Origin of the sequence: Sphingomonas sp. Leaf357, from assembly GCF_001423845.1 — a bacterium.
Classification (GTDB): Bacteria; Pseudomonadota; Alphaproteobacteria; order Sphingomonadales; family Sphingomonadaceae; genus Sphingomonas.
In genome coordinates this window covers 442,542-464,353 of sequence record NZ_LMPM01000001.1, presented here as the reverse complement: position 1 = coordinate 464,353, position 21,812 = coordinate 442,542, and the positions used below count along the sequence as shown (strand labels likewise).

At 64.2% G+C, this 21,812-nt stretch carries 23 protein-coding genes; 13 read left to right on the top strand and 10 right to left on the bottom strand.

The annotated features are described in order from the left end of the window. Window positions 1–76: 76 nt before the first annotated feature. From hemE to ASG11_RS02150, 4 genes are all read left to right on the top strand, one after another. Window positions 77–1,117: a uroporphyrinogen decarboxylase gene (hemE, locus tag ASG11_RS02170; protein WP_055780093.1), complete on the top strand. Its 1,041-nt coding sequence runs from the start codon at window positions 77–79 to the stop codon at window positions 1,115–1,117. Beyond that, window positions 1,117–1,563 carry a CopD family protein gene (locus ASG11_RS02165; protein ID WP_082472543.1) on the top strand — a complete coding sequence of 149 codons (447 nt, stop codon included), beginning with the start codon at window positions 1,117–1,119 and terminating at the stop codon, window positions 1,561–1,563. The genes hemE and ASG11_RS02165 overlap by 1 nt, the downstream gene beginning before the upstream one ends. A 257-nt stretch (window positions 1,564–1,820) precedes the next feature. After that, window positions 1,821–3,077: a transcription termination factor Rho gene (rho, locus tag ASG11_RS02160; protein ID WP_055774565.1), complete on the top strand. Its 1,257-nt coding sequence runs from the start codon at window positions 1,821–1,823 to the stop codon at window positions 3,075–3,077. 335 nt (window positions 3,078–3,412) lie between these two features. Next, window positions 3,413–4,099, top strand: coding sequence for a YjbE family putative metal transport protein (locus tag ASG11_RS02150; protein ID WP_156363766.1), 687 nt, complete (start codon window positions 3,413–3,415; stop codon window positions 4,097–4,099). Between the two features lie 101 nt (window positions 4,100–4,200). Here the strand turns inward: ASG11_RS02150 and ASG11_RS02145 are convergent, their stop codons facing one another. After that, window positions 4,201–4,890 (bottom strand): dienelactone hydrolase family protein, encoded by a 690-nt coding sequence (locus tag ASG11_RS02145; RefSeq protein WP_055780090.1) that lies wholly within the window; start codon window positions 4,888–4,890, stop codon window positions 4,201–4,203. 5 nt (window positions 4,891–4,895) lie between these two features. Further along, complete coding sequence (locus tag ASG11_RS02140; RefSeq protein ID WP_055774555.1) at window positions 4,896–5,378, bottom strand: methylated-DNA--[protein]-cysteine S-methyltransferase; 483 nt, start codon at window positions 5,376–5,378, stop codon at window positions 4,896–4,898. A 49-nt stretch (window positions 5,379–5,427) separates the two neighbouring features. On the opposite strand from ASG11_RS02140, the gene ASG11_RS02135 reads away from it, so the two are divergent. Genes ASG11_RS02135 through ASG11_RS02110 form a run of 6 tightly spaced genes read left to right on the top strand, consistent with a single transcriptional unit; the run spans window position 5,428 to window position 11,135 of the window. Then, window positions 5,428–5,661, top strand: a complete 234-nt coding sequence (locus tag ASG11_RS02135; protein ID WP_055780087.1) for a DUF6489 family protein — start codon at window positions 5,428–5,430, stop codon at window positions 5,659–5,661. A 2-nt stretch (window positions 5,662–5,663) separates the two neighbouring features. Beyond that, window positions 5,664–6,953, top strand: a complete 1,290-nt coding sequence (mnmE, locus tag ASG11_RS02130; RefSeq protein ID WP_055774552.1) for a tRNA uridine-5-carboxymethylaminomethyl(34) synthesis GTPase MnmE — start codon at window positions 5,664–5,666, stop codon at window positions 6,951–6,953. A 54-nt stretch (window positions 6,954–7,007) separates the two neighbouring features. After that, window positions 7,008–8,837 carry a tRNA uridine-5-carboxymethylaminomethyl(34) synthesis enzyme MnmG gene (gene mnmG / locus ASG11_RS02125; protein WP_055774548.1) on the top strand — a complete coding sequence of 610 codons (1,830 nt, stop codon included), beginning with the start codon at window positions 7,008–7,010 and terminating at the stop codon, window positions 8,835–8,837. Continuing rightward, a complete protein-coding gene (gene rsmG / locus ASG11_RS02120) occupies window positions 8,834–9,448 on the top strand; it encodes a 16S rRNA (guanine(527)-N(7))-methyltransferase RsmG (protein ID WP_055774546.1) in 615 nt (204 codons plus the stop codon). The genes mnmG and rsmG overlap by 4 nt, the downstream gene beginning before the upstream one ends. After that, the gene (locus tag ASG11_RS02115) at window positions 9,445–10,236 is read left to right on the top strand and encodes a ParA family protein (protein ID WP_055774543.1); all 792 of its coding nucleotides are present in this window, start codon (window positions 9,445–9,447) and stop codon (window positions 10,234–10,236) included. The genes rsmG and ASG11_RS02115 overlap by 4 nt, the downstream gene beginning before the upstream one ends. Then, window positions 10,233–11,135: a ParB/RepB/Spo0J family partition protein gene (locus tag ASG11_RS02110; protein WP_055774540.1), complete on the top strand. Its 903-nt coding sequence runs from the start codon at window positions 10,233–10,235 to the stop codon at window positions 11,133–11,135. Before ASG11_RS02115 ends, ASG11_RS02110 begins: the two co-directional genes overlap by 4 nt. 1 nt (window position 11,136) lies before the next feature. Here the strand turns inward: ASG11_RS02110 and holA are convergent, their stop codons facing one another. The 4 genes from holA to ASG11_RS02090 are packed head-to-tail and all read right to left on the bottom strand — an operon-like array spanning window position 11,137 to window position 15,666. Continuing rightward, entirely contained in the window at window positions 11,137–12,150 is a 1,014-nt protein-coding gene (gene holA / locus ASG11_RS02105; RefSeq protein ID WP_055774537.1) for a DNA polymerase III subunit delta, read from the bottom strand. A 21-nt stretch (window positions 12,151–12,171) separates the two neighbouring features. Continuing rightward, complete coding sequence (lptE, locus tag ASG11_RS02100) at window positions 12,172–12,684, bottom strand: LPS assembly lipoprotein LptE (RefSeq protein WP_055774533.1); 513 nt, start codon at window positions 12,682–12,684, stop codon at window positions 12,172–12,174. Continuing rightward, window positions 12,681–15,239, bottom strand: coding sequence for a leucine--tRNA ligase (gene leuS, locus ASG11_RS02095; protein ID WP_055774530.1), 2,559 nt, complete (start codon window positions 15,237–15,239; stop codon window positions 12,681–12,683). Before leuS ends, lptE begins: the two co-directional genes overlap by 4 nt. A 13-nt stretch (window positions 15,240–15,252) precedes the next feature. After that, window positions 15,253–15,666: a DUF3576 domain-containing protein gene (locus tag ASG11_RS02090; RefSeq protein ID WP_443024471.1), complete on the bottom strand. Its 414-nt coding sequence runs from the start codon at window positions 15,664–15,666 to the stop codon at window positions 15,253–15,255. Window positions 15,667–15,903: 237 nt separating this feature from the next. On the opposite strand from ASG11_RS02090, the gene ASG11_RS02085 reads away from it, so the two are divergent. After that, window positions 15,904–16,665: a hypothetical protein gene (locus tag ASG11_RS02085; protein ID WP_236697352.1), complete on the top strand. Its 762-nt coding sequence runs from the start codon at window positions 15,904–15,906 to the stop codon at window positions 16,663–16,665. A gap of 1 nt (window position 16,666) precedes the next feature. On the opposite strand, the gene ASG11_RS02080 is transcribed toward ASG11_RS02085, so the two are convergent. After that, a complete protein-coding gene (locus ASG11_RS02080) occupies window positions 16,667–17,197 on the bottom strand; it encodes a thiamine phosphate synthase (protein WP_236697351.1) in 531 nt (176 codons plus the stop codon). Between the two features lie 46 nt (window positions 17,198–17,243). Here ASG11_RS02080 and ASG11_RS02075 point away from each other — a divergent pair, with 46 nt between their 5' ends. Both ASG11_RS02075 and ASG11_RS02070 read left to right on the top strand, forming a co-directional pair. After that, entirely contained in the window at window positions 17,244–17,912 is a 669-nt protein-coding gene (locus ASG11_RS02075; RefSeq protein WP_055780078.1) for a YggS family pyridoxal phosphate-dependent enzyme, read from the top strand. Continuing rightward, window positions 17,909–18,622: an HAD family hydrolase gene (locus ASG11_RS02070; protein WP_055774524.1), complete on the top strand. Its 714-nt coding sequence runs from the start codon at window positions 17,909–17,911 to the stop codon at window positions 18,620–18,622. Before ASG11_RS02075 ends, ASG11_RS02070 begins: the two co-directional genes overlap by 4 nt. Here ASG11_RS02070 and ribA read toward each other — a convergent pair. The 3 genes from ribA to ASG11_RS02055 form a co-directional block, all read right to left on the bottom strand. After that, the gene (ribA, locus tag ASG11_RS02065; RefSeq protein WP_055780075.1) at window positions 18,619–19,680 is read right to left on the bottom strand and encodes a GTP cyclohydrolase II; all 1,062 of its coding nucleotides are present in this window, start codon (window positions 19,678–19,680) and stop codon (window positions 18,619–18,621) included. The two genes, ASG11_RS02070 and ribA, sit on opposite strands and share 4 nt — an antisense overlap. Window positions 19,681–19,694: 14 nt before the next feature. Further along, a complete protein-coding gene (locus ASG11_RS02060; RefSeq protein ID WP_055780072.1) occupies window positions 19,695–20,489 on the bottom strand; it encodes an exodeoxyribonuclease III in 795 nt (264 codons plus the stop codon). A gap of 687 nt (window positions 20,490–21,176) precedes the next feature. Then, a complete protein-coding gene (locus ASG11_RS02055) occupies window positions 21,177–21,746 on the bottom strand; it encodes a LolA family protein (RefSeq protein ID WP_055774523.1) in 570 nt (189 codons plus the stop codon). Window positions 21,747–21,812: the final 66 nt, after the last annotated feature.

Sequence of the window (21,812 nt, the reverse complement as noted above, 5' to 3'; positions counted from 1 at the left end):
TCCACGCGCCAACAACTGCTACAACCTCTCTAAGATTCTAATTCTTTATAGAAGTAAGGGCTCGGCCAGCTTGTCGATAACATCTGAATCTCCCCACCCGACCAAAGCCCTGCTCGGCGTATTGAAGGGTGAACGCCGGGCGACTCCCCCGGTCTGGCTGATGCGACAGGCGGGACGCTATCTTCCCGAATATCGTGCGCTTCGGGCAGACAAGGGCGGGTTCCTCGCGCTCGCCACCGATCCGGAAGCGGCGGCGGAAGTGACGTTGCAGCCGATCCGTCGGTTCGGGTTCGACGGCGCGATCCTGTTTTCGGACATCCTGATGGTACCATGGGCGCTCGGCCAGGATCTGAGCTTCGGTGTGGGCGAAGGACCGCGACTGGCACCCGCACTCGTGAATACGGCGCTGACGAGCTTGCAGGCGGTGCCGGAGCGGCTGGAGCCGGTCTACGCTACCGTCGCGCGGGTCGCAGGTGCTCTGCCCCCCGAAACCACCTTCCTGGGCTTTGCGGGCAGCCCCTGGACGGTCGCGACCTATATGGTCGCCGGACAGGGCAGCAAGGACCAGGGCGAAACGCGCCGCGCGGCGTACGGCGACCCGCTTGCCTTCGCCGAGATCATCGATGCGATCACCGCGCTGACCATCGACTATCTCTCCGCGCAGATCGAAAGCGGCGTCGAGGCGGTGCAATTGTTCGACAGCTGGGCGGGTTCGCTCAGCCCGGCGCAGTTCGAGCGCTGGGTGATCGCGCCCAATGCGGCGATCGTCGCAGGACTGAAGGCGCGCCATCCGGAGACACCGATCATCGGTTTCCCCAAGGGCGCCGGCGGCAAGCTGCCCGCGTATGCGCGCGAAACGGGCGTCGATGCGCTCGGGCTGGACGAGACTGTCGATCCGGCATGGGCCGATCGGTTCGTGCCAAAGGATATGCCGGTGCAGGGTAATCTCGATCCGCTCGCGCTGATCGCCGGCGGGGCGGCGCTGGACGATGCGATCGACCGTGTGCTTGCGGCGTTCGCCGATCGTCCGCATATCTTCAATCTGGGCCACGGCATCCTTCCCGATACGCCGATCGCCCATGTCGAGCAGCTGTTGGCGCGGGTGCGGATGAGATGATGGAGCGAATGGTCGTGGCGTATAATTGGTATCTCGCGGGCCATATCATCTTCGTGATCTTCTGGATGGCCGGCCTGTTCATGCTGCCGCGCTATCTGGTCTACCATCAGGAGGCACTCGCCGCCGGCCGAACCGATGAAGCCGCCTTGTGGGTGACGCGCGAGGGCAAATTGCGCTCGATCATCCTGACGCCGGCGATGATCGTCGTGTGGCTGCTCGGCCTCACGCTGGCGACGATCGGGCAGCATTGGGGCGAGGCCTGGCTGCACGGCAAGCTGCTCTTCGTGCTGGCGCTCAGCGGCTATCACGGCTGGGCGGTCGGCTATGCGAGGAAACTGGCGGCAGGGAAGCCCACCTTGACCGGCAAGCAGTTGCGCATGCTGAACGAGGTGCCGGCGGTCGCGGCGACGATCATCGTCGTGCTGGTGGCGGTAAAGCCGTTCTGAAACTCTAAGACATCTTTCACGCATCGTTCGCCCTGAGCGTGTCGAAGGGTACGCGCCTGGGCTTCGACAGGCTCGGCCCGAACGGTTGCCGGGAATAAAGTCGGGCACAGTTGACTTGCGAGCGACCCCCTCTTAGGTCGCATCAATGTCGGAAATGCGGTTCTCGCGACCCGGCATCCTCCCTCCAGCATCGACCCGCTGAGTCCTTCGCGGAAAAGTACCGATGCCAAATCCCAGACGAGCCGGACGCTAGCCCCATGCATCTCAAAGACCTCAAGAACAAGAAGCCGGCCGAACTGGTCAGCATGGCCGAAGAGCTCGGTGTCGAAGGCGCTTCGACGCTGCGTAAGCAGGATCTGATGTTCGCCATCCTCAAGGTCCAGGCCGAAGAGGGCGAGATGATCATGGGCGAGGGCACCATCGAGGTGCTGCCCGACGGTTTCGGCTTCCTGCGCTCGCCACAGTCCAACTATCTCGCCGGCCCCGACGACATCTATGTCTCGCCCAATCAGGTCCGCAAGTTCGGCCTGCGCACCGGTGATACGGTCGAGGGCGAAATCCGTGGGCCGAAGGATGGTGAACGCTATTTCGCCCTGGTGAAGCCGTCGAAGGTCAATTTCGACGATCCCGATGCGGTGCGTCACCGCGTCAATTTCGACAATCTTACCCCGCTCTACCCCGAACAGAAGCTGACGCTCGACACGCTCGATCCGACGCAGAAGGACAAGAGCGCGCGCGTCATCGATATCGTCTCGCCGCAGGGCAAGGGCCAGCGCACGCTGATCGTCGCGCCGCCGCGCGTCGGCAAGACGGTGATGTTGCAGAACATCGCCCGCGCCATTTCCGAAAATCATCCGGAAGTGTTCCTGATCGTCCTGCTGATCGACGAGCGTCCGGAAGAAGTGACCGACATGCAGCGCAGCGTGAAGGGCGAGGTCGTCTCCTCGACCTTCGACGAACCGGCACAGCGCCACGTGCAGGTCGCCGAGATGGTGATCGAAAAGGCCAAGCGCCTGGTCGAGCACAAGAAGGACGTGGTGATCCTGCTCGATTCGATCACCCGCCTGGGCCGAGCCTACAACACCGTCGTGCCTTCGTCGGGCAAGGTGCTGACCGGCGGCGTCGATGCGAACGCGCTGCAGCGTCCGAAGCGCTTCTTCGGTGCCGCGCGCAACATCGAGGAAGGCGGCTCGCTCTCGATCATCGCGACCGCGCTGATCGATACCGGCAGCCGCATGGACGAGGTCATCTTCGAAGAATTCAAGGGCACGGGTAACTCGGAAATCGTGCTCGATCGCAAGGTCGCCGACAAGCGCGTCTTCCCGGCACTCGACGTCGGCAAGTCCGGCACGCGCAAGGACGAATTGCTGGTCGACAAGGTCAAGCTGTCGAAGATGTGGGTGCTGCGCCGCATCCTCATGCAGATGGGCACGATCGACGCGATGGAGTTCCTGCTCGACAAGATGAAGGATTCGAAGACCAACGAAGACTTCTTCGAGAGCATGAACCAGTAGCCGAGTGCGGCGAGGATTAGCGCGAGCTAATCCCGGATTCGCACCGGCTCGGGCGGCGGGCTGAAAGCCCGACCGCTGGTCGCAACTTCCTTCGGGCTCATGTCGCGGGACGTGCGTCCCGCCGCCAAACGAACCGGTTGCCATCTGCTGATCGTGATGCGGCAGGATATCGCGTCCCGTCGCGATGGCTTCCGCCCATCCGATCGATATGCAAAATGGCGCGACATGCCGCACGAATTCCATGATCCCATGCCGACCGTCACTTATTTCGCGGAGTCGATCCTTTGAGCCTCATCGCCCTGCTCTCCGCCGCCGCGACCCCGGCAGTCGAACCGATGTCGTTGAACTGGCTGTGGAATCACATCGTCAGCGATTTCGCCAACATCGCCACCGCTTCTGCGCTGACCGCGTTCGCCACCGTTGTCCTGCTCGACGTGGCGCTGGCCGGGGATAATGCGATTATCGTCGGCGCGCTTGCCGCGGGCCTGCCGGCCGATCAGCGCAAGAAGGTCATCGCGATCGGTATCCTCGCCGCGCTCATCCTGCGCGTCGTCTTCGCGGTCGCGGTGCTCTACGGCCTGGAGAGCTTCAAGCATTACGGCCTCGTCCTCGGCGGTGGACTGCTGCTGCTCTGGGTGGCGTGGAAGATGTATCGCGAGCTGCGTCCCAAGGACCAGCCCGGCGGCTCCCCGGAAGTGGACGGCGACGAAACGAGCGGCATCCGTCCGGCCAAGAGCTTCATCGCCGCCGCCTGGGCCGTCGCGGTGGCGGATGTGTCGATGAGCCTCGACAACGTCCTGGCCGTGGCCGGCGCCGCGCGCGAGCATCCCGGCATCATGGTCATCGGCCTGATCCTGTCGGTCGCTTTGATGGGCGTCGCGGCGAATATCATCGCCAAATATATCGAACGCTATCGCTGGATCGCCTGGGTCGGCCTGGTCATCATCCTGTATGTTGCCGGCAAGATGATCTTCGAAGGCTGGCACGACGTGCATCCGCTCGTCGGTTCGGTGATCGGCTGAGTTCAGCTCCTTCGGTTCGTGCTGACACTGTCGAAGCGTTCGCGTAATTGGAAACGCCCTTCGACAGTCTCAGCGAAAACGGATTTTACGGGGCCGAGCGATTAACCCAGATGCTCGGCGAAGAATTTTGCTGTCCGCTCGTCCGCCAGCTTGGCTGCCGCCTCGGATCGCCGCGCGCCGATCTCGGTCGCGAAGCCGTGATCTTCACCCGGATAATCGTACAGGGTGACCTTGGGATGATCGTCCAGCCCGGCGTGCATCCGCCCCTGCGCATCCTTGTCGACGAAATGATCCTCGACCGGCACGTGCAGCAGCACCGGGCGGGCAATTGCGTGCTTCTCGCCGAGTAGGCCGTCGATCCCGACGCCGTAATAGCCGACGCTCGCGTCCACATCGGTGCGAGCCGCCGTCATGAAAGCCAGCCGACCGCCAAGGCAATAGCCGACCGCACCGACCTTGCCGCCGCCCACTTTCTCGCGCGCGAAGCGGATCGTCGCCTCGATATCGGCGATGCCCTTGTCCTGATCGAACTTGCCCATCAGTGCGAGCGCGGTCTGCATCTGCTCCGGGATATCGGGATCGAGATCGATGCCAGGTTCGATCCGCCAGAACAGGTCCGGCGCGATGGCGAGATAGCCGGCCTCCGCCAGCGTATCACATTTGCGGCGGATGCCGGTATTCACGCCGAAGATCTCTTGGATAACGATGATCGCGGCCTTGGGTCTGCTCGAAGGCTCGGCGACATAGGCGGCAAAGCTGCCATCGTGAGAGATCGCATCGATGGAGATCATGGCGGTCACAATAAAGTCCTTCCGGAAAAGCGCCGCTCATGATCGAGCAGCCGGGATTTGGTTATCGGCCCTGCCCCGGCCGAGTAATGGCCGAGCGACCCGCTGGCGTCGAGTACGCGATGACAAGGCACGACGATCGGAAACGGATTGCGGGCGCAGGCCTGTCCGATTGCCCGGGCACTGGATCCAATCGTTCGTGCGAGTTCACCATAACCCATTGTTTCGCCATACGGAATCGCGATCATGGCATCGCGCAAGGCCGGGCCCCGCGGCGTTGCCGGTGGCACCAGTGACAGGTCGAACAGGCGCAACTCGCCAGCAAACCAGGCGCGCATCTGATCGGCGGCGGCCGCAACGGCACCGTAAAGCGGCTGGATCTCGTCGGTTATGGCCGATCCGATCTCAATCGATTCGACCGCCTGCGCATGGCCGATGATCCGCACCATACCGATGGGCGTTGCGATCTCGGCGATGTCGCGCGCATACATGCACAAAGCCTATGCGCCGCCGCGCCGTGGCTCAAGCGGAGAAGCGGTCATGAAATTCAATGTCGAAGTCGAATGCTCGCCCGAGGAAGCGCGCCGCATGATGGGCCTGCCGGACCTTACGCCGGTGCATGACAAATACATCGCCTCGCTGACCGACGCGATGGACGGGGTGATCGCACCCGAATTGCTGGAAGGCATGATGCGCAATTGGGCACCGATGGGCGATGCAGGGATGAATTTCTGGCGCAAGCTGTTCGACGGCACGGGCAAGACCGGCAGCTGAACGTGTTAGCCGAAGAAACGATCTTCGCGGTATCGAGCGGTGCCCCGCCCGCGGCGATTGCCGTGTTGCGGGTCAGCGGCGCAGGTGCGCTGGCTGCCGCGACAACTCTCGCCGGGGCTCTGCCCGCCGAACGGCACGCGGGATTGCGCCGTCTTCGTGATCCATCTGATGGAACCATGCTCGATTCGGCATTGGTGCTGGTGTTTCGCGGGCCTGCCACGGCGACCGGCGAGGATCTGGTCGAATTGCATCTCCATGGTGGTCGTGCCGTGGTCGCGGCCGTCGAACGCGTGTTGGGCGCGATGCCGGGGCTGCGCAGGGCCGAGCCTGGCGAGTTCACTCGTCGCGCGCTGATGGCCGGCCGGATCGATCTCACCGAGGCCGAAGGACTGGGAGATCTCCTCGCCGCCGAAACCGAAACACAACGCCGCGCGGCGATAACGGCAGCCGATGGCGGCGTACGCCGCAGAATCGAAGGCTGGTCGTCGCGGCTTTTGGCTTTGTCCGCGCGCGTGGAAGCGGAACTCGATTTCTCGGACGAAGACGACGTTTCTCCCCTCGCCTTGGATATCATCGCCGTCGAATCCGCGAAGCTCGCGGAGGATATCGACTCGGTCTTGGATCAACCTCCGATCGAGCGCCTGCGCAATGGCGTGCATGTCGTACTGGCGGGTCCGCCCAATAGCGGCAAGTCCACCCTGTTCAACGCGATGGCGGATCGTGAGGCGGCGATCGTGTCATCGATCGCCGGGACGACCCGCGATCGCATCGACGTCCCTGTGAGCCGCAATGGCGTGGCGTATCTGTTGACCGACACTGCCGGCTTGGCCGAGACCACCGCTGATCCGATCGAGGCGATCGGCATCGTTCGGGCGCAACGTGCGGTGCAGGAGGCAGACATCGTGCTGTGGCTGGGCGACGAGCAAGGTCCGACGACTGCGCTGTGGCTTCATCCCCGTGCCGATCAGCCGGGACGGGAGAAGATGCCATCAGATCGGAAGATAAGCCTGTCAGCAACTACGGGGTTAGGCCTTCCCGAACTTTGGGAGGCGATCGATAACAGGGCGCGTGCGATGTTGCCCCGACTCGACGAAGTTGCCCTGAATCGCCGTCAGCGCGACCTCGCTCTACAATGTTCGCAAATGGTGGTGGCGGCCTCGGAATCCACCGACGCGTTGATTATAGCAGAACATCTGCGCATGGCGCTGGCGATGCTCGATCGGATTACGGGGCATAGCGATACGGAGGCCATGCTCGACACGCTGTTCGGAAATTTTTGTATCGGAAAATGATGTTCCACGTGGAACGGTTTTGACTTGGCAGCGCAGACTACCTAGCTGCAAGTCATGACGAAATTCGATGTCATCGTCGTAGGCGGCGGTCATGCGGGCGTGGAAGCCGCCGCGGCGGCAGCGAGACGCGGCGCCCGCACCGCTTTGCTCAGCTTCGATCCCGCGAAGATCGGCTTCATGTCTTGCAACCCTGCCGTCGGCGGATTGGGCAAGGGGCATCTGGTACGGGAAGTCGACGCGTTTGACGGCCTCATGGCGCGGGCCACCGATGCTGCGGGTATCCACTACCGCATGCTCAATCGCAGCAAGGGCAGCGCGGTGCAGGGTCCGCGGGTCCAGGCAGACCGCAAGCATTATGCTGCGGCGATCCAGCAGATGATTGCTGGGCAGGATAATCTCGACATCGTCGCCGGCGAAGCCGTGGCCCTGTCTTTCGATCTCTCGAACGCCGTGAATGGCATTCGTCTGGCCGACGGTCGCATATTGCAGAGCCGGGCGATCGTGCTGGCGACTGGCACCTTTCTTGGTGCGCGCATGTTCCGCGGCGAGGAGCGGCTGACGGGCGGACGAATTGGCGAAGCCGCGGCAACGGAACTCGCGCTGCAATTGCGCGATGCAAACCTGCCGATGACCCGCCTCAAGACCGGTACCCCGCCCCGCCTTGATGGCCGCACCATCGATTGGGCCGGACTGGATCAGCAGTACAGCGATGCCGATCCCTGGACCATGTCTCCGTCATCGCAGGGGCGCGATTTGCCGCAGCTATTCTGCGCGATCACTCGAACCACCGAACTGACGCACGACATCATCCGCGCCTCGCTCCACCGATCACCATTGTTCGGCGGAGATATCGCTGGTGTAGGACCGCGATATTGTCCGTCGATCGAGGACAAGATCCACCGCTTCGGTGATCGCGACGGGCATCAGGTTTTCCTCGAGCCCGAAGGACTCGATGATCCCCTAATCTATCCCAACGGGATCTCGACATCGTTGCCGAGCGATGTGCAGGAGGCGATGATCCAGTCGATTCCGGGATTGGAACGCACTCGGATCGTGATGCCCGGCTATGCGGTGGAGTATGATCATATCGATCCCCGCGCTCTGGCACCCACTCTGGAGGTTCGAGCATTGCCCGGTATATTCTGTGCCGGGCAGATCAACGGCACGACGGGATATGAGGAAGCGGCAGGGCAAGGATTGATCGCTGGACTCAATGCGGCGGCAAAGGCTCTGGATGTTGTGCCGGTGATCCTGGATCGTGCGTCGAGCTATCTGGGTGTGATGATCGACGATCTGGTTCTTCAGGGCGTCACCGAGCCCTACCGGATGTTGACGGCTCGCGCCGAATACCGCCTCCGCTTGCGGGCAGACAATGCCGAGACGCGGCTTGGGGCGATCGCTGAAGCAACAGGTTGTGTCGGTCCCGTACGTCGCAAGCGTTTCGCGGACCGCCGCCGAGCGCTAGCCGAAATCGCCGCGCGCCTCGAGGTTCCCGTAGCTGCCGATACGATTGTTGACCCCAGTTTGAGTGGTACCCGTTCTGGCGCGGAATGGTTGCGAATTGCGACGATTTGCATTGCGCAGATCGCGCCGGATTTGGCGAAACGATACGATCCGGCTGTGATTGCAGAGGCCGTCGAAGATGCACGCTATGCACCCTATGTCGCTCGCCAAGCCGAGGACGTGATACGACTACGCTCCAATGATGCGATCGCCCTCCCCACGGCATTGGACTATGCTGCCATCCCCGGGCTGTCGAACGAGATGATCGAGCGCTTGGCCACCGCGCGCCCCGCCACGTTGGGTGCTGCCGGGCGTATTCGCGGAATAACGCCGGCCGCGCTCACCGCCATCATGCTGCACGCGAAACGGATCGCTGCATGACGGAAGATGAGGCCAGGAATTGGATCATAGAGCATTTCGGCGATATCGCACTCCGTCGGCTGGTCGATTTCGCGCATATGGTGGAAATGGAATCGACAAGACAGAATTTGGTTTCTGCCTCGACTCTGCCGATGATCTGGTCCCGCCATATCCTCGATTCGGCTCAACTCGTGCCCTTGGCGGCGAAGGCTGAAGGGCCATGGATCGATGTTGGGACCGGAGCGGGCTTCCCAGGAATAATCGCCGGTCTTCTGAGTGGCTTACCTACCGTGTTGGTAGAACCGCGTCGCCGCAGAGTTGAGTTTCTTCAGGATGCGATCGAGCGCTTGAACATGGCGGAAACAATATCTGTTATCGGTTCGAGGATCGAGACTGCCAAACTGAAGGCTGGCGTCATTTCCGCTCGCGCCGTTGCCCCAGTGGCCGCGCTGCTAGAATCCGCAGTGCATACCGCCCGAAAGGATACACTTTGGTTGTTGCCAAAGGGTCGCAGTGCGCGCGAAGAGGTGGCGCAGGCGAAGCTGTCGTGGCATGGTACGTTCCACGTGGAACAGAGCATTACTGATCCCACATCGCTCATCGTAACTGCCAGCGGGATAGCGCGTCGATGAATGTCATAGCGGTCGCAAATCAGAAAGGCGGCGTCGGCAAGACGACGACCGCGATCAATCTCGGCACGGCGTTGGCCGCGACCGGCATACGCGTGTTGGTCATCGACATGGATCCGCAAGGCAACGCATCGACCGGGCTCGGGATCAACCGCGCGGATCGTGAGAAGTCGATCTACGACGTGCTGCTCGGCGAGATGCTGGTCACTGAAGCTGCCGTGCCGACTTGCGTTCCCAAGCTCGACATCGTTCCCGCGACTGCCGATCTGTCCGGTGCGGAAATCGAACTGGTCGAATATCAGGAGCGCACGCATCGCCTCAACCGTGCTTTGGAACGGTGCGAGGATCGTTGGGACGTGGTGCTAATCGATTGCCCGCCGTCGCTTGGCTTGCTTACACTCAACGCGATGGTCGCGGCCAACTCGCTGCTCGTGCCGTTGCAATGCGAGTTCTTTGCACTGGAAGGACTGAGCCAGTTGTTGGGCACGGTCGAGCGCATCCGCGAAAAGTTCAATCCTGGGCTCTCTATTCTTGGTGTGGCGCTAACGATGTATGATCGCCGCAATCGCTTGACCGATCAGGTTTCGGCCGATGTGCGGGCGGTGCTCGGTCGGGTAGTGTTCGAGACGGTCATCCCACGCAATGTTCGCTTGTCCGAAGCACCGAGTCACGGCCTGCCGGCCTTGATCTACGATTATCGCTGTTCGGGATCGGAGGCGTACATCGCGCTCGCGCGTGAACTGATCGTCCGACTGCCGAAAACTACCCCTCCGTCCGCGAAGGCCGCATGACCGATCCTCTCGCTCCCGAATCGTCTCGTCCCAAGCCTCGGTCCGGCCTCGGCCGGGGCCTCAACGCTCTGCTCGGCGACATGGCACGTGAAGAGCCGGTCGGTGCCGGTGAAACTGTATCGGCGGGATTGCGTACCCTGCCGGTCGGATCGCTCAGCCCCCACCCCGGCCAGCCGCGCCGCCATTTCGATGAGGCCGCGCTAGAGGAACTCGCCACGTCGATCGCGGCACGTGGGCTGATCCAGCCGATCGTCGTTCGGCCACATGGTAAGGGCTATCAGATCGTCGCCGGTGAACGGCGCTGGCGCGCAGCGCAACGCGCGCGTCTGCATGAAGTGCCCGTGATCGTTCGCGACTTCGACGATGCCGAGACACTCGAAGTAGCGCTGGTCGAAAACATCCAGCGCCAGGATCTCAACGCGATCGAAGAGGCCGAGGCCTATCATCGCCTGATCGACGATTTCGGCCACACGCAGGAGGTGCTTGGCAAGCTCGTCCACAAGTCGCGCAGCCACATCGCGAACCTGTTGCGCCTGCTCGATCTGCCACGCCCGGTGCAGGAACGGGTGGTGACCGGAGAACTGACGATGGGCCATGCCCGCGCGCTGATCGGCGCGCCGGATGTCGAGACGCTGGCCGATCAGGTCGTGGCCAAGGGCTTGTCGGTGCGCGAGACCGAACGACTCGCGCGGGCAGCCAAGCCGGACCAGCGCGCACGATCGGGCGGCGATGGTGGGCGGGACGCGGATCTGGCGGCGCTGGAAAACCAGCTCGGCGATCTGCTCGGACTGTCGGTGCGCATCGCACATAGCGCAAAGGGCGGATCGCTCACCCTGAGCTACGCCACACTCGATCAATTAGACATGGTTTGTCAAAGACTTACGGGAGAACGCATCTAGCTCACCGCTGCCGGGCGGCCATCCGCCCCACGGCGACGATCGCGGCCTTGGCCAAAACCGCGCCGGCCGTGGCGGAGCCCATCATCGCGCGCTCGGCATGTCGCACTCGGCCGATCGCCTCGGCCAGCTTGTCGCTGCGCCAATGGCGTAATGCCCGCGCGGTGATCGCTTTCTCGCGGAAGAACACGCTTTCGGTAACCTGAGCGACCCCTGCCCCGGCATCGACCTGCGCGCGCAGGTCAGCCAGCGATATCAGCCGTCGCGCGAGCTGCCGCAGCACGGGGATCGGCGAAACGCCCGCCTCCTCCAATCGCGCCAGTTCCGAACCGACCAAATCGGGCTGGCCCTCGATCGCCGCGTCGATCGCACGGCTCATTTCGGCATCGCCCAGATCCGCGCCGATCGCGTCGAGCGCGGCATCGTCGATCTCGCGCGGGCGATCCGGCGCGGCATCGAGATAGAGCGACAATTTCTCCAGTTCGCGCGTCATCACCGCACGATCGCCGCCGCTTGCGCTCGCCAGTCGCGTCGCGGTGTCGCCGGTCGTGCGCATGCCGAGTTCGCGCGCGATGGTGGAGACGATCCGGTCCGCCTCAGCGCCCTCCGGCACGTAGCAGGCGAAGGCCATCGCGCGGGGCGACCCCTGCGCCAGCTTGACCACCTTGGCGGTGCCCTTGAGCGACGGCGCGATCGCGACCACCGGGTTGCCGGCGCGTTCGGTATCGAGCAGCAAGGTGAAGGCTTCGAGGCTTTCCTCGCCCGCGCCAGAGATACGGATATGCCGCGCACCCCCGAACAGCGACAAGGATGCCGCCTCGTCCGCCAGCCGGCCGGGGTTCGCTTTCAACGTCGAAGGTTCGAGATCGACCCGTTCCGCCTCCGGACCCATCTTGCGCGCCAGCCGGATCGCGAGATCCTGCGCACCCGCTTCGTCGGGCCCGTGGAGCAGGAACAGGCGGATATCGGGGCTAGCGGCGTCGATCGCAGCGCGAATCTGGTTGGCGTTAGCTTTCATCTGGCGCCTTCACGACCGGCGCTATGGCGTCTTGGGCGCGGTTCGCCGATCATAGAGCGCGATACGCGAGACGATCTGGTCGGCGACGATGCCGGACAGGCGCTCCAGCATGGTGTTTTCCGCCGCGATCGTGGCATATTCGGAGCCGACCACGTCGATGCCGGCGTCGGAACCGGCGGTCGCGTCGAGCAGCACCGTGCCATTGGCGAGATCGACCAGTTGGTAGCGCGCCCGCAGCGTCCGCCGTTCGCGTGCGACGCTGTTGTCGGCGCGCACGCCCAGGCCGCTGATCTTGTCGTCCAGCTTCACTTCCAGCCGGTAGAGCGGCGTGGTCTTGCCCGCCGCCAGCCGGTCGCTCAGCGCATTGGCCATCAGCCAGCCCGATTTGCCCTCGATCGGGGCGACCTCGATCCGGGTGAGCGCCGTCGCCACCGCACCCGATCCGCCACCGCTGTACAGCGGTTGCAGGCCACAGCCCGACAGGAGACCGGCGCCGAGGAGAAGGACGGGAGCAAGGCTGGCGAGACGCTTCATACGACGAGGTTTACCAGACGATCGGGGACGACGACGATCTTTTTCGGTGTCGCGCCGTCCAGAATGCGCAGCACATTGGCATTGGCCAGCGCCAGCGCCTCCATCGCGTCCTTGGGCGTGCCCTTGGCGACCTTCACCGTGTCGCGCAGCTTGCCGTTGACCTGCAACGCGATCGTCACCTCGTCCTCGACCAGCAGGGCCGCATCGACCTCCGGCCAGGGCGCATCGGCGATCAAACCCGATTGCCCGGCGATCGACCAGGCCTCCTCGGCCAGATGCGGAGCCATCGGCGCGACCAGCCGCATAAGCGTGGCGATCGCCTCGCTGCGCGACGCGGACGGCGCGGCTTTCTCGATCATGCCGGTCAGTTCGTAGAGCTTGGCGACCGCCTTGTTGAACGACAGCGCCTCGATATCGGTGGCGATGCCGGCGATCGTCTGGTGCAGCTTGCGATCGAGCGCGGCATTGCGGCCCTCGGCCGGTGCGGACGCCTCGGCCTCGCCGTCGAACAGCCGCCACAGCCGCTGGATGAAGCGCCACGATCCGTCGATCCCGGATTCGCTCCATGGCAGATCGCGTTCCGGCGGCGAATCCGACAGCATGAACCAGCGCACCGCGTCCGCGCCATATTGATCGACGATCGGTTCGGGATCGATCGTGTTCTTCTTCGATTTGGACATCTTCTCGACGCGGCCGACCGTCACCGCCTCGCCCGTCGCCTTGTCGAACACGCCGCCATCGCGCCGCTCGATATCGTCCGGTCCGAGCCAGAGCGGCTTGACGATCATGTCGCTGCCATCGGTGCCGAGGTGCTCGATCGTGCGGCTATAGGTCTCGTGAGTCACCATGCCTTGCGTGAACAGGCCGGCGAACGGTTCCGCCACGTCGAGCTGCCCGATATGCTTCAACGCCCGCGTCCAGAAGCGCGCATAGAGCAGGTGCAGGATCGCATGCTCCACGCCGCCGATATATTGCCCGACCGGCAGCCACTTCTCGGCGACCTCGCGATCGAACGGCCTGTCGTCCGGCTGGCTGGCGAAGCGTATGAAATACCAGGAGGAATCGACGAACGTGTCGAGCGTATCTGTCTCGCGCCGCGCCGGCTTGCCGCAGGATGGGCAATCGACCCGGTTCCAACTGGTGTGGCGATCGAGCGGATTGCCGGGCACGTCGAACGTCACGTCCTCCGGCAATACCACCGGCAATTGCTCGCGCGGCACCGGCACCGCGCCGCACGCGTCGCAATGGATGATCGGGATCGGCGTGCCCCAATACCGCTGGCGGCTGACGCCCCAGTCGCGCAGGCGGAACACGGTCGATCCCTTGCCCCAGCCCTCGCCCTCGGCGCGCTGGATGACGATGCGCTTGGCATCCTCGACGTCCATGCCGTCGAGGAAATGCGAGTTCACCAGGGCGCCTGGCCCGGTATAGGCGGTGTTGCCGACAAACACCGGATCCTCGATCTCGCCTTCGGAAACGACGCGTTTGACCGGCAGGTCGTATTTCCGCGCGAAATCGAGATCGCGCTGGTCGTGCGCCGGCACGCCGAACACCGCGCCGGTGCCGTATTCCATCAGCACGAAATTGGCGATATAGACCGGCAGGCCCCAATCCTTGTCGAACGGATGCGCCGCGCGCAGGCCGGTGTCGAAACCCAGCTTTTCCTGCGTTTCCAGCTCGGCCGCCGTCGTGCCGCCACGCTTGCACAGCGCGATGAAGGCGGCGGCGTCCGGATTCGTTTCGGCCAGCTGGCGCGCGATCGGATGATCGGCGGCGACCGCGACGAAGCTCGACCCGAAGATCGTGTCGGGGCGCGTGGTGAAAACCTCGACCTTGCCGCCCTCCGACAGATCGAACGAGAATGTCAGCCCCTGGCTGCGGCCGATCCAGTTCTCCTGCATCAGCTTGACCTTGTCCGGCCAATGTTCGAGCGCGCCCAACCCATCGAGCAGTTCATCGGCGAAATCGGTGATCTTCAGGAACCATTGCGACAACTTGCGCCGCTCGACCAAGGCACCCGAACGCCAGCCACGCCCGTCGATCACCTGTTCGTTGGCCAGCACGGTCATGTCGACCGGATCCCAATTGACCGCCGATTCCTTGCGATAGACAAGGCCCGCCTTGAACAGATCGAGGAACAGCGCCTGTTCCTGCCCGTAATAGTCCGGCTCGCACGTGGCGAGTTCGCGCGTCCAGTCGAGCGCGAAGCCCAGCCGCTTCAGCTGCGCCTTCATCGTGGCGATGTTGGCGCGAGTCCAGGCGCCGGGATGCACGCCCTTTTCCATCGCGGCGTTTTCCGCCGGCATGCCGAAGGCGTCCCACCCCATCGGGTGCAGCACCTCATGCCCGATCATCCGGCGATAGCGCGCCAGCACGTCGCCCATCGTGTAATTGCGCACATGGCCCATATGGATCCGCCCCGACGGGTACGGAAACATCTCGAGCACATAAGACCGGGGCTTGGGCGAATCGTCGCGTGCCGCGAAGGTGGAACGCTCGTCCCAAACCTTCTGCCAGCCTGCGTCCGCCTTCAAGGCATTGAAGCGCGACGCCATATTTCTGTCTCTCTTATCCGGCGACGGCGGCGCGGCGCAGGTCTCGCGCACGCGTCAGGATCGCATCTTCAAGTTTCTGGACCGTAGCGGCCTTGACCGGCGCGGCGACCCACTGGCCGTTCTGGTTCACCTCGCGCAGCGCGGCGACGCGCAGCCCGTCGGCGCGCAGATCCTGGTCGAGGATCGTCACCGTCACCTTGACGCGCTCGGTCGAGATCGCCGGGTTGATATACCAGTCGGTCACGATCACGCCGCCGTTGGAATCGGTCTGCACCAGCGGCATGAAGCTCAGCGTGTCGAGCGTCGCGCGCCACAGATAGGCGTTGACGCCGATCGTCGTCACCTTGGACGCCGCGAGATCGGTCTTCGGCCGGTCCTTGCCGCCGCCGCAGGCACCCAGAGCGAGCGGAAGGGCGAGCGCGGCCATCAGCGCGAGCGCTCTGGCTGGGGCCTTAATCGGGGCCTGAAGGCGGATCATCGGCAGGTTCCTGGGCAAATTACGGATACTAGGGATGCGCATCTATAGATGGTCTCGCGCTTGCCGCAAGCAGCAGGCGTGTGCGAGCGGATCGGTCCGCGTGTGGGCGGATTGCAACACTCGTTCAGAAAGTGATTCCGTATGGTGGCGACGCGGGATCGAACCGTGATAAGCGCAGTTTGAAGGATGCGGCGCGAACTGTGCCGTGTTGGGGACGTGAACGTGGTCGCTGGTCGCACGATTGCCGGGATTGCACTGGGGGCGCTGGTCGCCGCCGGCATCGCCGTGGCACCGGCGATCGGGGCACCAGAGAGCGGGAATCGCACGGAAAAGCGCGTAAGTCTTACGCGCGGTGCCGGTTCGTTCACCCCGGCGTCGGCGGATCCTCGGCTGGCCGCGGTGTTCGCCCGTGGCGGACTCGACTCGGCCGGATTCAGCTTCACGCCTTCCGAATCGCGCCGCGCCGGCAGCCATGCCGTGACGGTTGCGGTACGCGCTCGTTCGACCCGCAGCGCGATGTATGCCGAACGCAACGGCGTCGCCGCGTCGGTTGCCGCACCGCAGGTCAGCCTCGCGCCGATCGCCTATAATCTCGGCGTTGCCGTCGGCTGGAAGCGCTTTGCCTTGTCGAGTGACGTGGGGCGGGTCGATATGGCCGGCCTGCCGGGTAGCCGCGAACGTATGGATCTGGGCCTGAGCTATACCGGCAAGCGGTTCAGCGGTCAGGTAAAGGCGATTTCCGATCGTCCGCTGGCCGGCGCGCCGAAGCTGGTCGAGGAAGCGCCGAACTACGCGCTCGATGTCGGCGGTTCCTATTCGCTGACCCGCAACCTCGATGTGACGGCGGGCGTGCGCTACAAGACCGAGCGTGATCGGCTGGAGCGGCTCAAGGACGACAATCGTCTCGACAGCCAGGCCGTCTATATCGGCACCGCGTTCCGCTTCTGATCTAGCGGCGAGGGGTGATCCAGGCATCGATGGCGGCCCAGCCGTGAAAACCCAATCGTCTCAGGCGTAATCCCCGCTGCTTCGTCATTCCGCCGAGCGCGATGGCGGGCACCGGCAGTCCTTGGATGATTCGCGCCGCGCGGATCGGTCCAAGCGCGGGTGCACCGGGATGCGAGGCGGTCGGGAAGACCGGCGATACCAGGATCAGGTCGGCCCCGGCACGCGCCCCTGCTAGCGCTTCGCGACGCGAATGTACCGGCCAGGTGCGGATCTGATCGCTGCGGATAGCGCCCTTGCCATGGACGCCTCGCTCTCGCCCGAGGCTGACCGGCCCGGCCCGAACCAGCAGAAATCCCCTTAGGTGCGCCACCTTCGCCAACTTCCGGAACATCGCACGCCGCTCCTTTGCGGGCGTGGCATAGTGCCGGAACACGATCCCCGATCCGCGCGGCAGCGTTTGCAGCGCGCGCCACAGGTCTTCGCCCATGCGTTCGTCCGTCATCAGCCACAGGCGGGGCAGCTTGAGCGGCAATCTGGCGGGGTGGCGGCGTGGCACGGGCCTGCCTATAGCAGCGCCGATGTCCGCACACGATCCCGCAACCGCCCTCGATACCGTTCGCCAGTCGATCGCCCACTCAGCCGCCCTCGCATCGCGCAAGGCCGACGAAGTGACTCTGATCGCCGTCTCGAAGACGCAGACCGCCGAGGCGATCCTGCCGCTGCTCGAAGCCGGGCAACGCGATTTCGGCGAGAACCGGGTGCAGGAGGCGGAAGGCAAATGGCCCGCGCTTTTTGAAGCCTATCCCGATGCAAAGCTTCACCTGATCGGGCAATTGCAGTCGAACAAGGTTGAGGCTGCGGTGGCGTTGTTCGAGGTGATTCATTCGGTCGACCGCCCGTCGCTGGTGACGGCGCTGGTCAAGGCGATGGAACGGACCGGCAAGCGCCCCGAGTGCTTCCTTCAGGTCAATATCGGTGCCGAGGACCAGAAAGGCGGTTGCGCGATCGCCGATTTGCCGGCCTTGCTGGCAACCGCACGGGAGGCCGGCCTGCCGGTCGCGGGGCTGATGGCGATCCCGCCCGCCGACACCGAAGCCGCGCCCTATTTCGCCCTGCTCGCCAAGCTCGCGCGCGAATCGGGTCTGGCCGGGCTCAGCATGGGCATGTCGGGCGATTTCGAAACCGCGGTGATGATCGGCGCGACCCATGTCCGCGTCGGCACCGCCTTGTTCGGAGCGCGCGCATGAAGTTCGACGATGGCACCGAACGTGATCGATCCCCCGGATCGATCACCACGAGGTTCAATGCCATCATCTTCGATTTCGACGGCGTGCTGATCGAGAGCGAAGCGATCGGCAACCGCCAGATCGCCGCCTATCTGACCGGCATCGGCCATCCGACCACCACCGAACAATCGATGGCGAACTTCATGGGGCTGGCCGGCGCCGACTTTATCGGCGCGGTCGAGGCGTGGATCGGGCGGACCCTGCCCGACGATTTCCACACCGCGCGCAAGGCCGAGGATGCGCGCGTGATGGCGGCCGGGATCGACGCGGTGGCCGGTGCGGTCGGATTCGTGCGCGGCCTGCCCGCCGATCTGCCGGTCGCCATCGCCTCGTCCAGTTCCACCGCCTGGATCGCACGCCATCTCGACCATATCGGCCTGCGCGACCGCTTCGGCACGATGATCTTCTCCGGCCGCGAGCATGTGACGCGCGGCAAGCCGGCACCGGACCTCTACCTGCACGCGGCCGCAGCGCTCGGCGTCGATATCGCCGCCAGCGCGATCATCGAGGATTCGCCCGTCGGCGCGACCGGCGCGGTGGCGTCGGGTGGGCACGTCATCGGCTTTGTCGGCGGCAGCCACTGCGCCCCCGATCACGCCGATCGGCTGCGGGCGATCGGCGTGCACGATCTCGCCGGCAGCTTCGACGAGATCGCGCTGCTGGTCGCTTAGAACTGGTGCCCGGTGCGGTCGCGCTTGGTCGCGAGATACTGCTCGTTGTGCGGGTTGGCCGGCAGCACGTGGCGCACCCGCTCGACCACCGCGATCCCCGCGCCCTCCAATTGCGCGACCTTTTCCGGATTGTTGGTCAGCAACCGCACCGATCGTTGGCCGAGCAGCTCAAGCATCCGCGCCGCGACCCGGAAATTGCGCGAATCGACCGCGAAACCGAGTCGGGTATTGGCATCGACCGTATCGAACCCCTGATCCTGCAGCGCATAGGCACGCAGCTTGTTGATCAGCCCGATCCCGCGCCCCTCCTGCCGCAGATAGAGCAGGATGCCCCAGCCGTTGGCCGAAATCGCTGCGATCGCCGCGTCCAGCTGCGGCCCGCAATCGCATTTCAGGCTGCCGAGCACGTCGCCCGTCAGGCATTCGCTGTGCAGGCGGACCAGCGGGGGCTGCCCATTGGGCGTGCCGATCAGCAATGCGATATGCTCGCCCGGCATTTCCGGCGTGCGGAAGGCGACGATCTCCGCATCCTCCGCCCCGCCGACCGGCAGGCGCGCGCGCGTGGCGATGGCGAGCCGCGCCGCATCCTCATGGCTCGCGATATCGCCCACCTGCAGCGTCAGATCCGCACTGCCGCCGGGAATCGCGAAGAAGGCCGGCAACATCCCGCCGATCCGCGCCAGCCGCAACGCCGCCGCCCCGGCATCCTGCTCGGTCAGGCAGATCGCGCGGAACGGCCCCTTCATCGGCGTCTGCAGGTCGAATTGCGGATCGGCCAGCGCCGTCGCCGTATCGAAATCGAGCCAGTCGACACGCCCGACCAGCACCGGCGCGTCCGGCACCGCCGCGTCCGCCTGATTGGCCAGCTTGAGCGTCAGCGCGCGTCCGGCCGAGAATAATACCGGCGCGGTCCCGGCGGGGTCGAACGCCGCCAGCCGCACCGGATCGGCCGTCTCGATCGGCAGCAGCGCTAGCACGCCGTCCGCACCGCGAATCGCGATCGGCCAGCCCCGGCGCAGCGCATCGATCGCCAAGGCGGCCCGATGAGGATCGCTCAAGGAGCGCGGATCGCTCAAAACGCGAACTCGGTCATGATCGGAATATGGTCCGACGGTTTCAGCCACGATCGGCAATCCTCGAATACCGTGTGCGACACCGCCTTTGCAGCAACCTCGGCGGTCGCCCACATATGATCGAGCCGCCGCCCGCGATCGTTGGCGGTGAAATCGGGCGAGCGATAGCTCCACCACGTGTGCAGCCGCGCCGGTGCGGGATGGAAATGCCGTCCGAGATCGACCCAGCTATTGGAGTCCTTCAATCGGTTCAGCGCCTCCACCTCGACAGGGGTATGGCTGACCACGTTCAGCAATTGCTTGTGGCTCCACACGTCGGATTCGAGCGGCGCGATGTTGAAATCGCCGGTGACGATCGTCGGCGTCGTGAGATCCTCCGACCACCTCGTCATGCGCTCGACGAAATCGAGCTTCTGGCCGAATTTCGGGTTCACCTCGCGGTCCGGCACGTCGCCGCCGGCCGGCACATAGACATTGTCGAGCCGCACGCCGTTCGGCAGCCGCACGCCGACATGCCGCGCCTCCATGTTCGCCTGCCAATCGTAGCGATCGTCCTCGATCAGCGGAATGCGCGACAGGATCGCGACGCCGTGATGCATCTTCTGCCCATGCAGGATGATCTGGTCGTACCCCAGCGCGCGGAACGGAGCGCTGGGAAAATCGCCGTCGATCACCTTGGTTTCCTGCAGGCACAATATGTCCGGCTGGACCTCGCGGAGGAAGCGTTCGACGATCTCGATGCGGAAACGGACCGAATTGATGTTCCAGGAAACGATCTTGAGCGGCTGTGCCATCGGCCGCATGTAGCCACGCCATGGGGGCAGCACCAGAGGTCGCGGGATTGCGAAGGGCGGTGGCGACGAACGGACCTGCCTTACGAGACGGTGATCTGGATGCGGTCGTCGTTACCCGTCACGCTGGGCTCGATGCAGGGCCCAGCTTCTCTTCACCTCGGCCTATGGATCGCGAGCGATCAGGCGACCGGGTGTACAGCATGGCTAACCGCTAGCGCGGCACGATGTATGTCGGCGTTTACAGCGCACCTTTCTGCCTGCGTCGATCAACATCGCAGCGGTAGCGGTTCGGATGTCTGCGCCAAACATCGCCTTGTTCGCGTCGCGGGCCGAACAGGTGACGACATCGAAGCCTGCATTGCGCAAAAAAATGGATCGAACGCTGGCGACGTGACTGCAAGTTCGAACTCGTCGAGCGCGCCAATTCCGATTGGCGCGACCTGTACGATGATCGCATCTGACGGAAAAGCTGCGCCCCGGCTCGAGGCCGGGGGTGACGATAGGATGACGCCCGGCCCCTAAAAAGGAATGGCCCCCGCTCCGGGGGCATGGAGCGAGGGCCGACCTGGCGTTCGTCACGCAGGCGGGATGCGCACTTAATTCGAGCAACAGGGGGGAAAATCCCGAACCGCGCCGCATCCGCAACACCGCCTTTAGGTCAGCAAACCTGTCGCCAATATGAATGGATTACTTTCTCGGGCCGGAATTGCGCTGCGGCTCGTTGAAACGGAACGTTCCGTCGCTCACCGGCGCGTTGAAGCGCTGGCCGGTCAGGCGGATCGTGGTGCGGTTGTTCTGCGCATCCAAAACGACCCAGCCCTGCAGCATCAGCCCGGCGGGCGCGGCGGCGTTGCGCACGAACACCAGGGTGATGCGGCCATATTCGGGATGCTTGGGGTCGGCGGCATCGACCGAGATGATACGCGGATCGTTGCCCGGCACGACGCGCGCCACCTTCGTGATGTCGCCCATGGGGTTCAGAAGCACCCCAAGCGGCGAATTGCCAATCGGATAGCGCTGCTTCTGTCCTACCGAATAATCCAAGTACCACAGGGACTTGCCATCGCTGACAACGAGGATGGGGACGCCCTTCTCATACTGGAAGCGGATCTTGCCGGGCTTCTTCAGCGTCAGCGTCCCGTTCAGCACCTTGCCGGTGCGATCGGTCTGGGTGAAGCTCGCGGTCATGCTCTGCACCGCCTGAAGGTGAGTCTGGACCAGGCCGAGATCGCCCGGCGCGGTCGCGGCGACCAGCATTGGCGCTACGGCAAGCGCGGATATGAGGCGGAAATTCACGGAATTCTCCTGAAGACGGATCGCCCT

Coding starts and splice junctions, on each gene's coding strand:
- leuS (WP_055774530.1), bottom strand. CDS start 15,239: ATGGCGTCGCGCTTCAATGCCTTGAAGGCGGACGCAGGCTGGCAGAAG.
- ASG11_RS02085 (WP_236697352.1), top strand. CDS start 15,904: ATGCGGCGCGAACTGTGCCGTGTTGGGGACGTGAACGTGGTCGCTGGT.
- rsmG (WP_055774546.1), top strand. CDS start 8,834: ATGACGGAAGATGAGGCCAGGAATTGGATCATAGAGCATTTCGGCGAT.
- ASG11_RS02115 (WP_055774543.1), top strand. CDS start 9,445: ATGAATGTCATAGCGGTCGCAAATCAGAAAGGCGGCGTCGGCAAGACG.
- ASG11_RS02145 (WP_055780090.1), bottom strand. CDS start 4,890: ATGATCTCCATCGATGCGATCTCTCACGATGGCAGCTTTGCCGCCTAT.
- lptE (WP_055774533.1), bottom strand. CDS start 12,684: ATGAAGCGTCTCGCCAGCCTTGCTCCCGTCCTTCTCCTCGGCGCCGGT.
- ASG11_RS02135 (WP_055780087.1), top strand. CDS start 5,428: ATGAAATTCAATGTCGAAGTCGAATGCTCGCCCGAGGAAGCGCGCCGC.
- ASG11_RS02110 (WP_055774540.1), top strand. CDS start 10,233: ATGACCGATCCTCTCGCTCCCGAATCGTCTCGTCCCAAGCCTCGGTCC.
- ASG11_RS02090 (WP_443024471.1), bottom strand. CDS start 15,666: ATGGCCGCGCTCGCCCTTCCGCTCGCTCTGGGTGCCTGCGGCGGCGGC.
- ASG11_RS02165 (WP_082472543.1), top strand. CDS start 1,117: ATGGAGCGAATGGTCGTGGCGTATAATTGGTATCTCGCGGGCCATATC.
- mnmG (WP_055774548.1), top strand. CDS start 7,008: ATGACGAAATTCGATGTCATCGTCGTAGGCGGCGGTCATGCGGGCGTG.
- ASG11_RS02060 (WP_055780072.1), bottom strand. CDS start 20,489: ATGGCACAGCCGCTCAAGATCGTTTCCTGGAACATCAATTCGGTCCGT.
- ASG11_RS02075 (WP_055780078.1), top strand. CDS start 17,244: ATGTCCGCACACGATCCCGCAACCGCCCTCGATACCGTTCGCCAGTCG.
- rho (WP_055774565.1), top strand. CDS start 1,821: ATGCATCTCAAAGACCTCAAGAACAAGAAGCCGGCCGAACTGGTCAGC.
- ASG11_RS02055 (WP_055774523.1), bottom strand. CDS start 21,746: ATGCTGGTCGCCGCGACCGCGCCGGGCGATCTCGGCCTGGTCCAGACT.
- ASG11_RS02140 (WP_055774555.1), bottom strand. CDS start 5,378: ATGTATGCGCGCGACATCGCCGAGATCGCAACGCCCATCGGTATGGTG.
- ASG11_RS02150 (WP_156363766.1), top strand. CDS start 3,413: ATGTCGTTGAACTGGCTGTGGAATCACATCGTCAGCGATTTCGCCAAC.
- ASG11_RS02070 (WP_055774524.1), top strand. CDS start 17,909: ATGAAGTTCGACGATGGCACCGAACGTGATCGATCCCCCGGATCGATC.
- holA (WP_055774537.1), bottom strand. CDS start 12,150: ATGAAAGCTAACGCCAACCAGATTCGCGCTGCGATCGACGCCGCTAGC.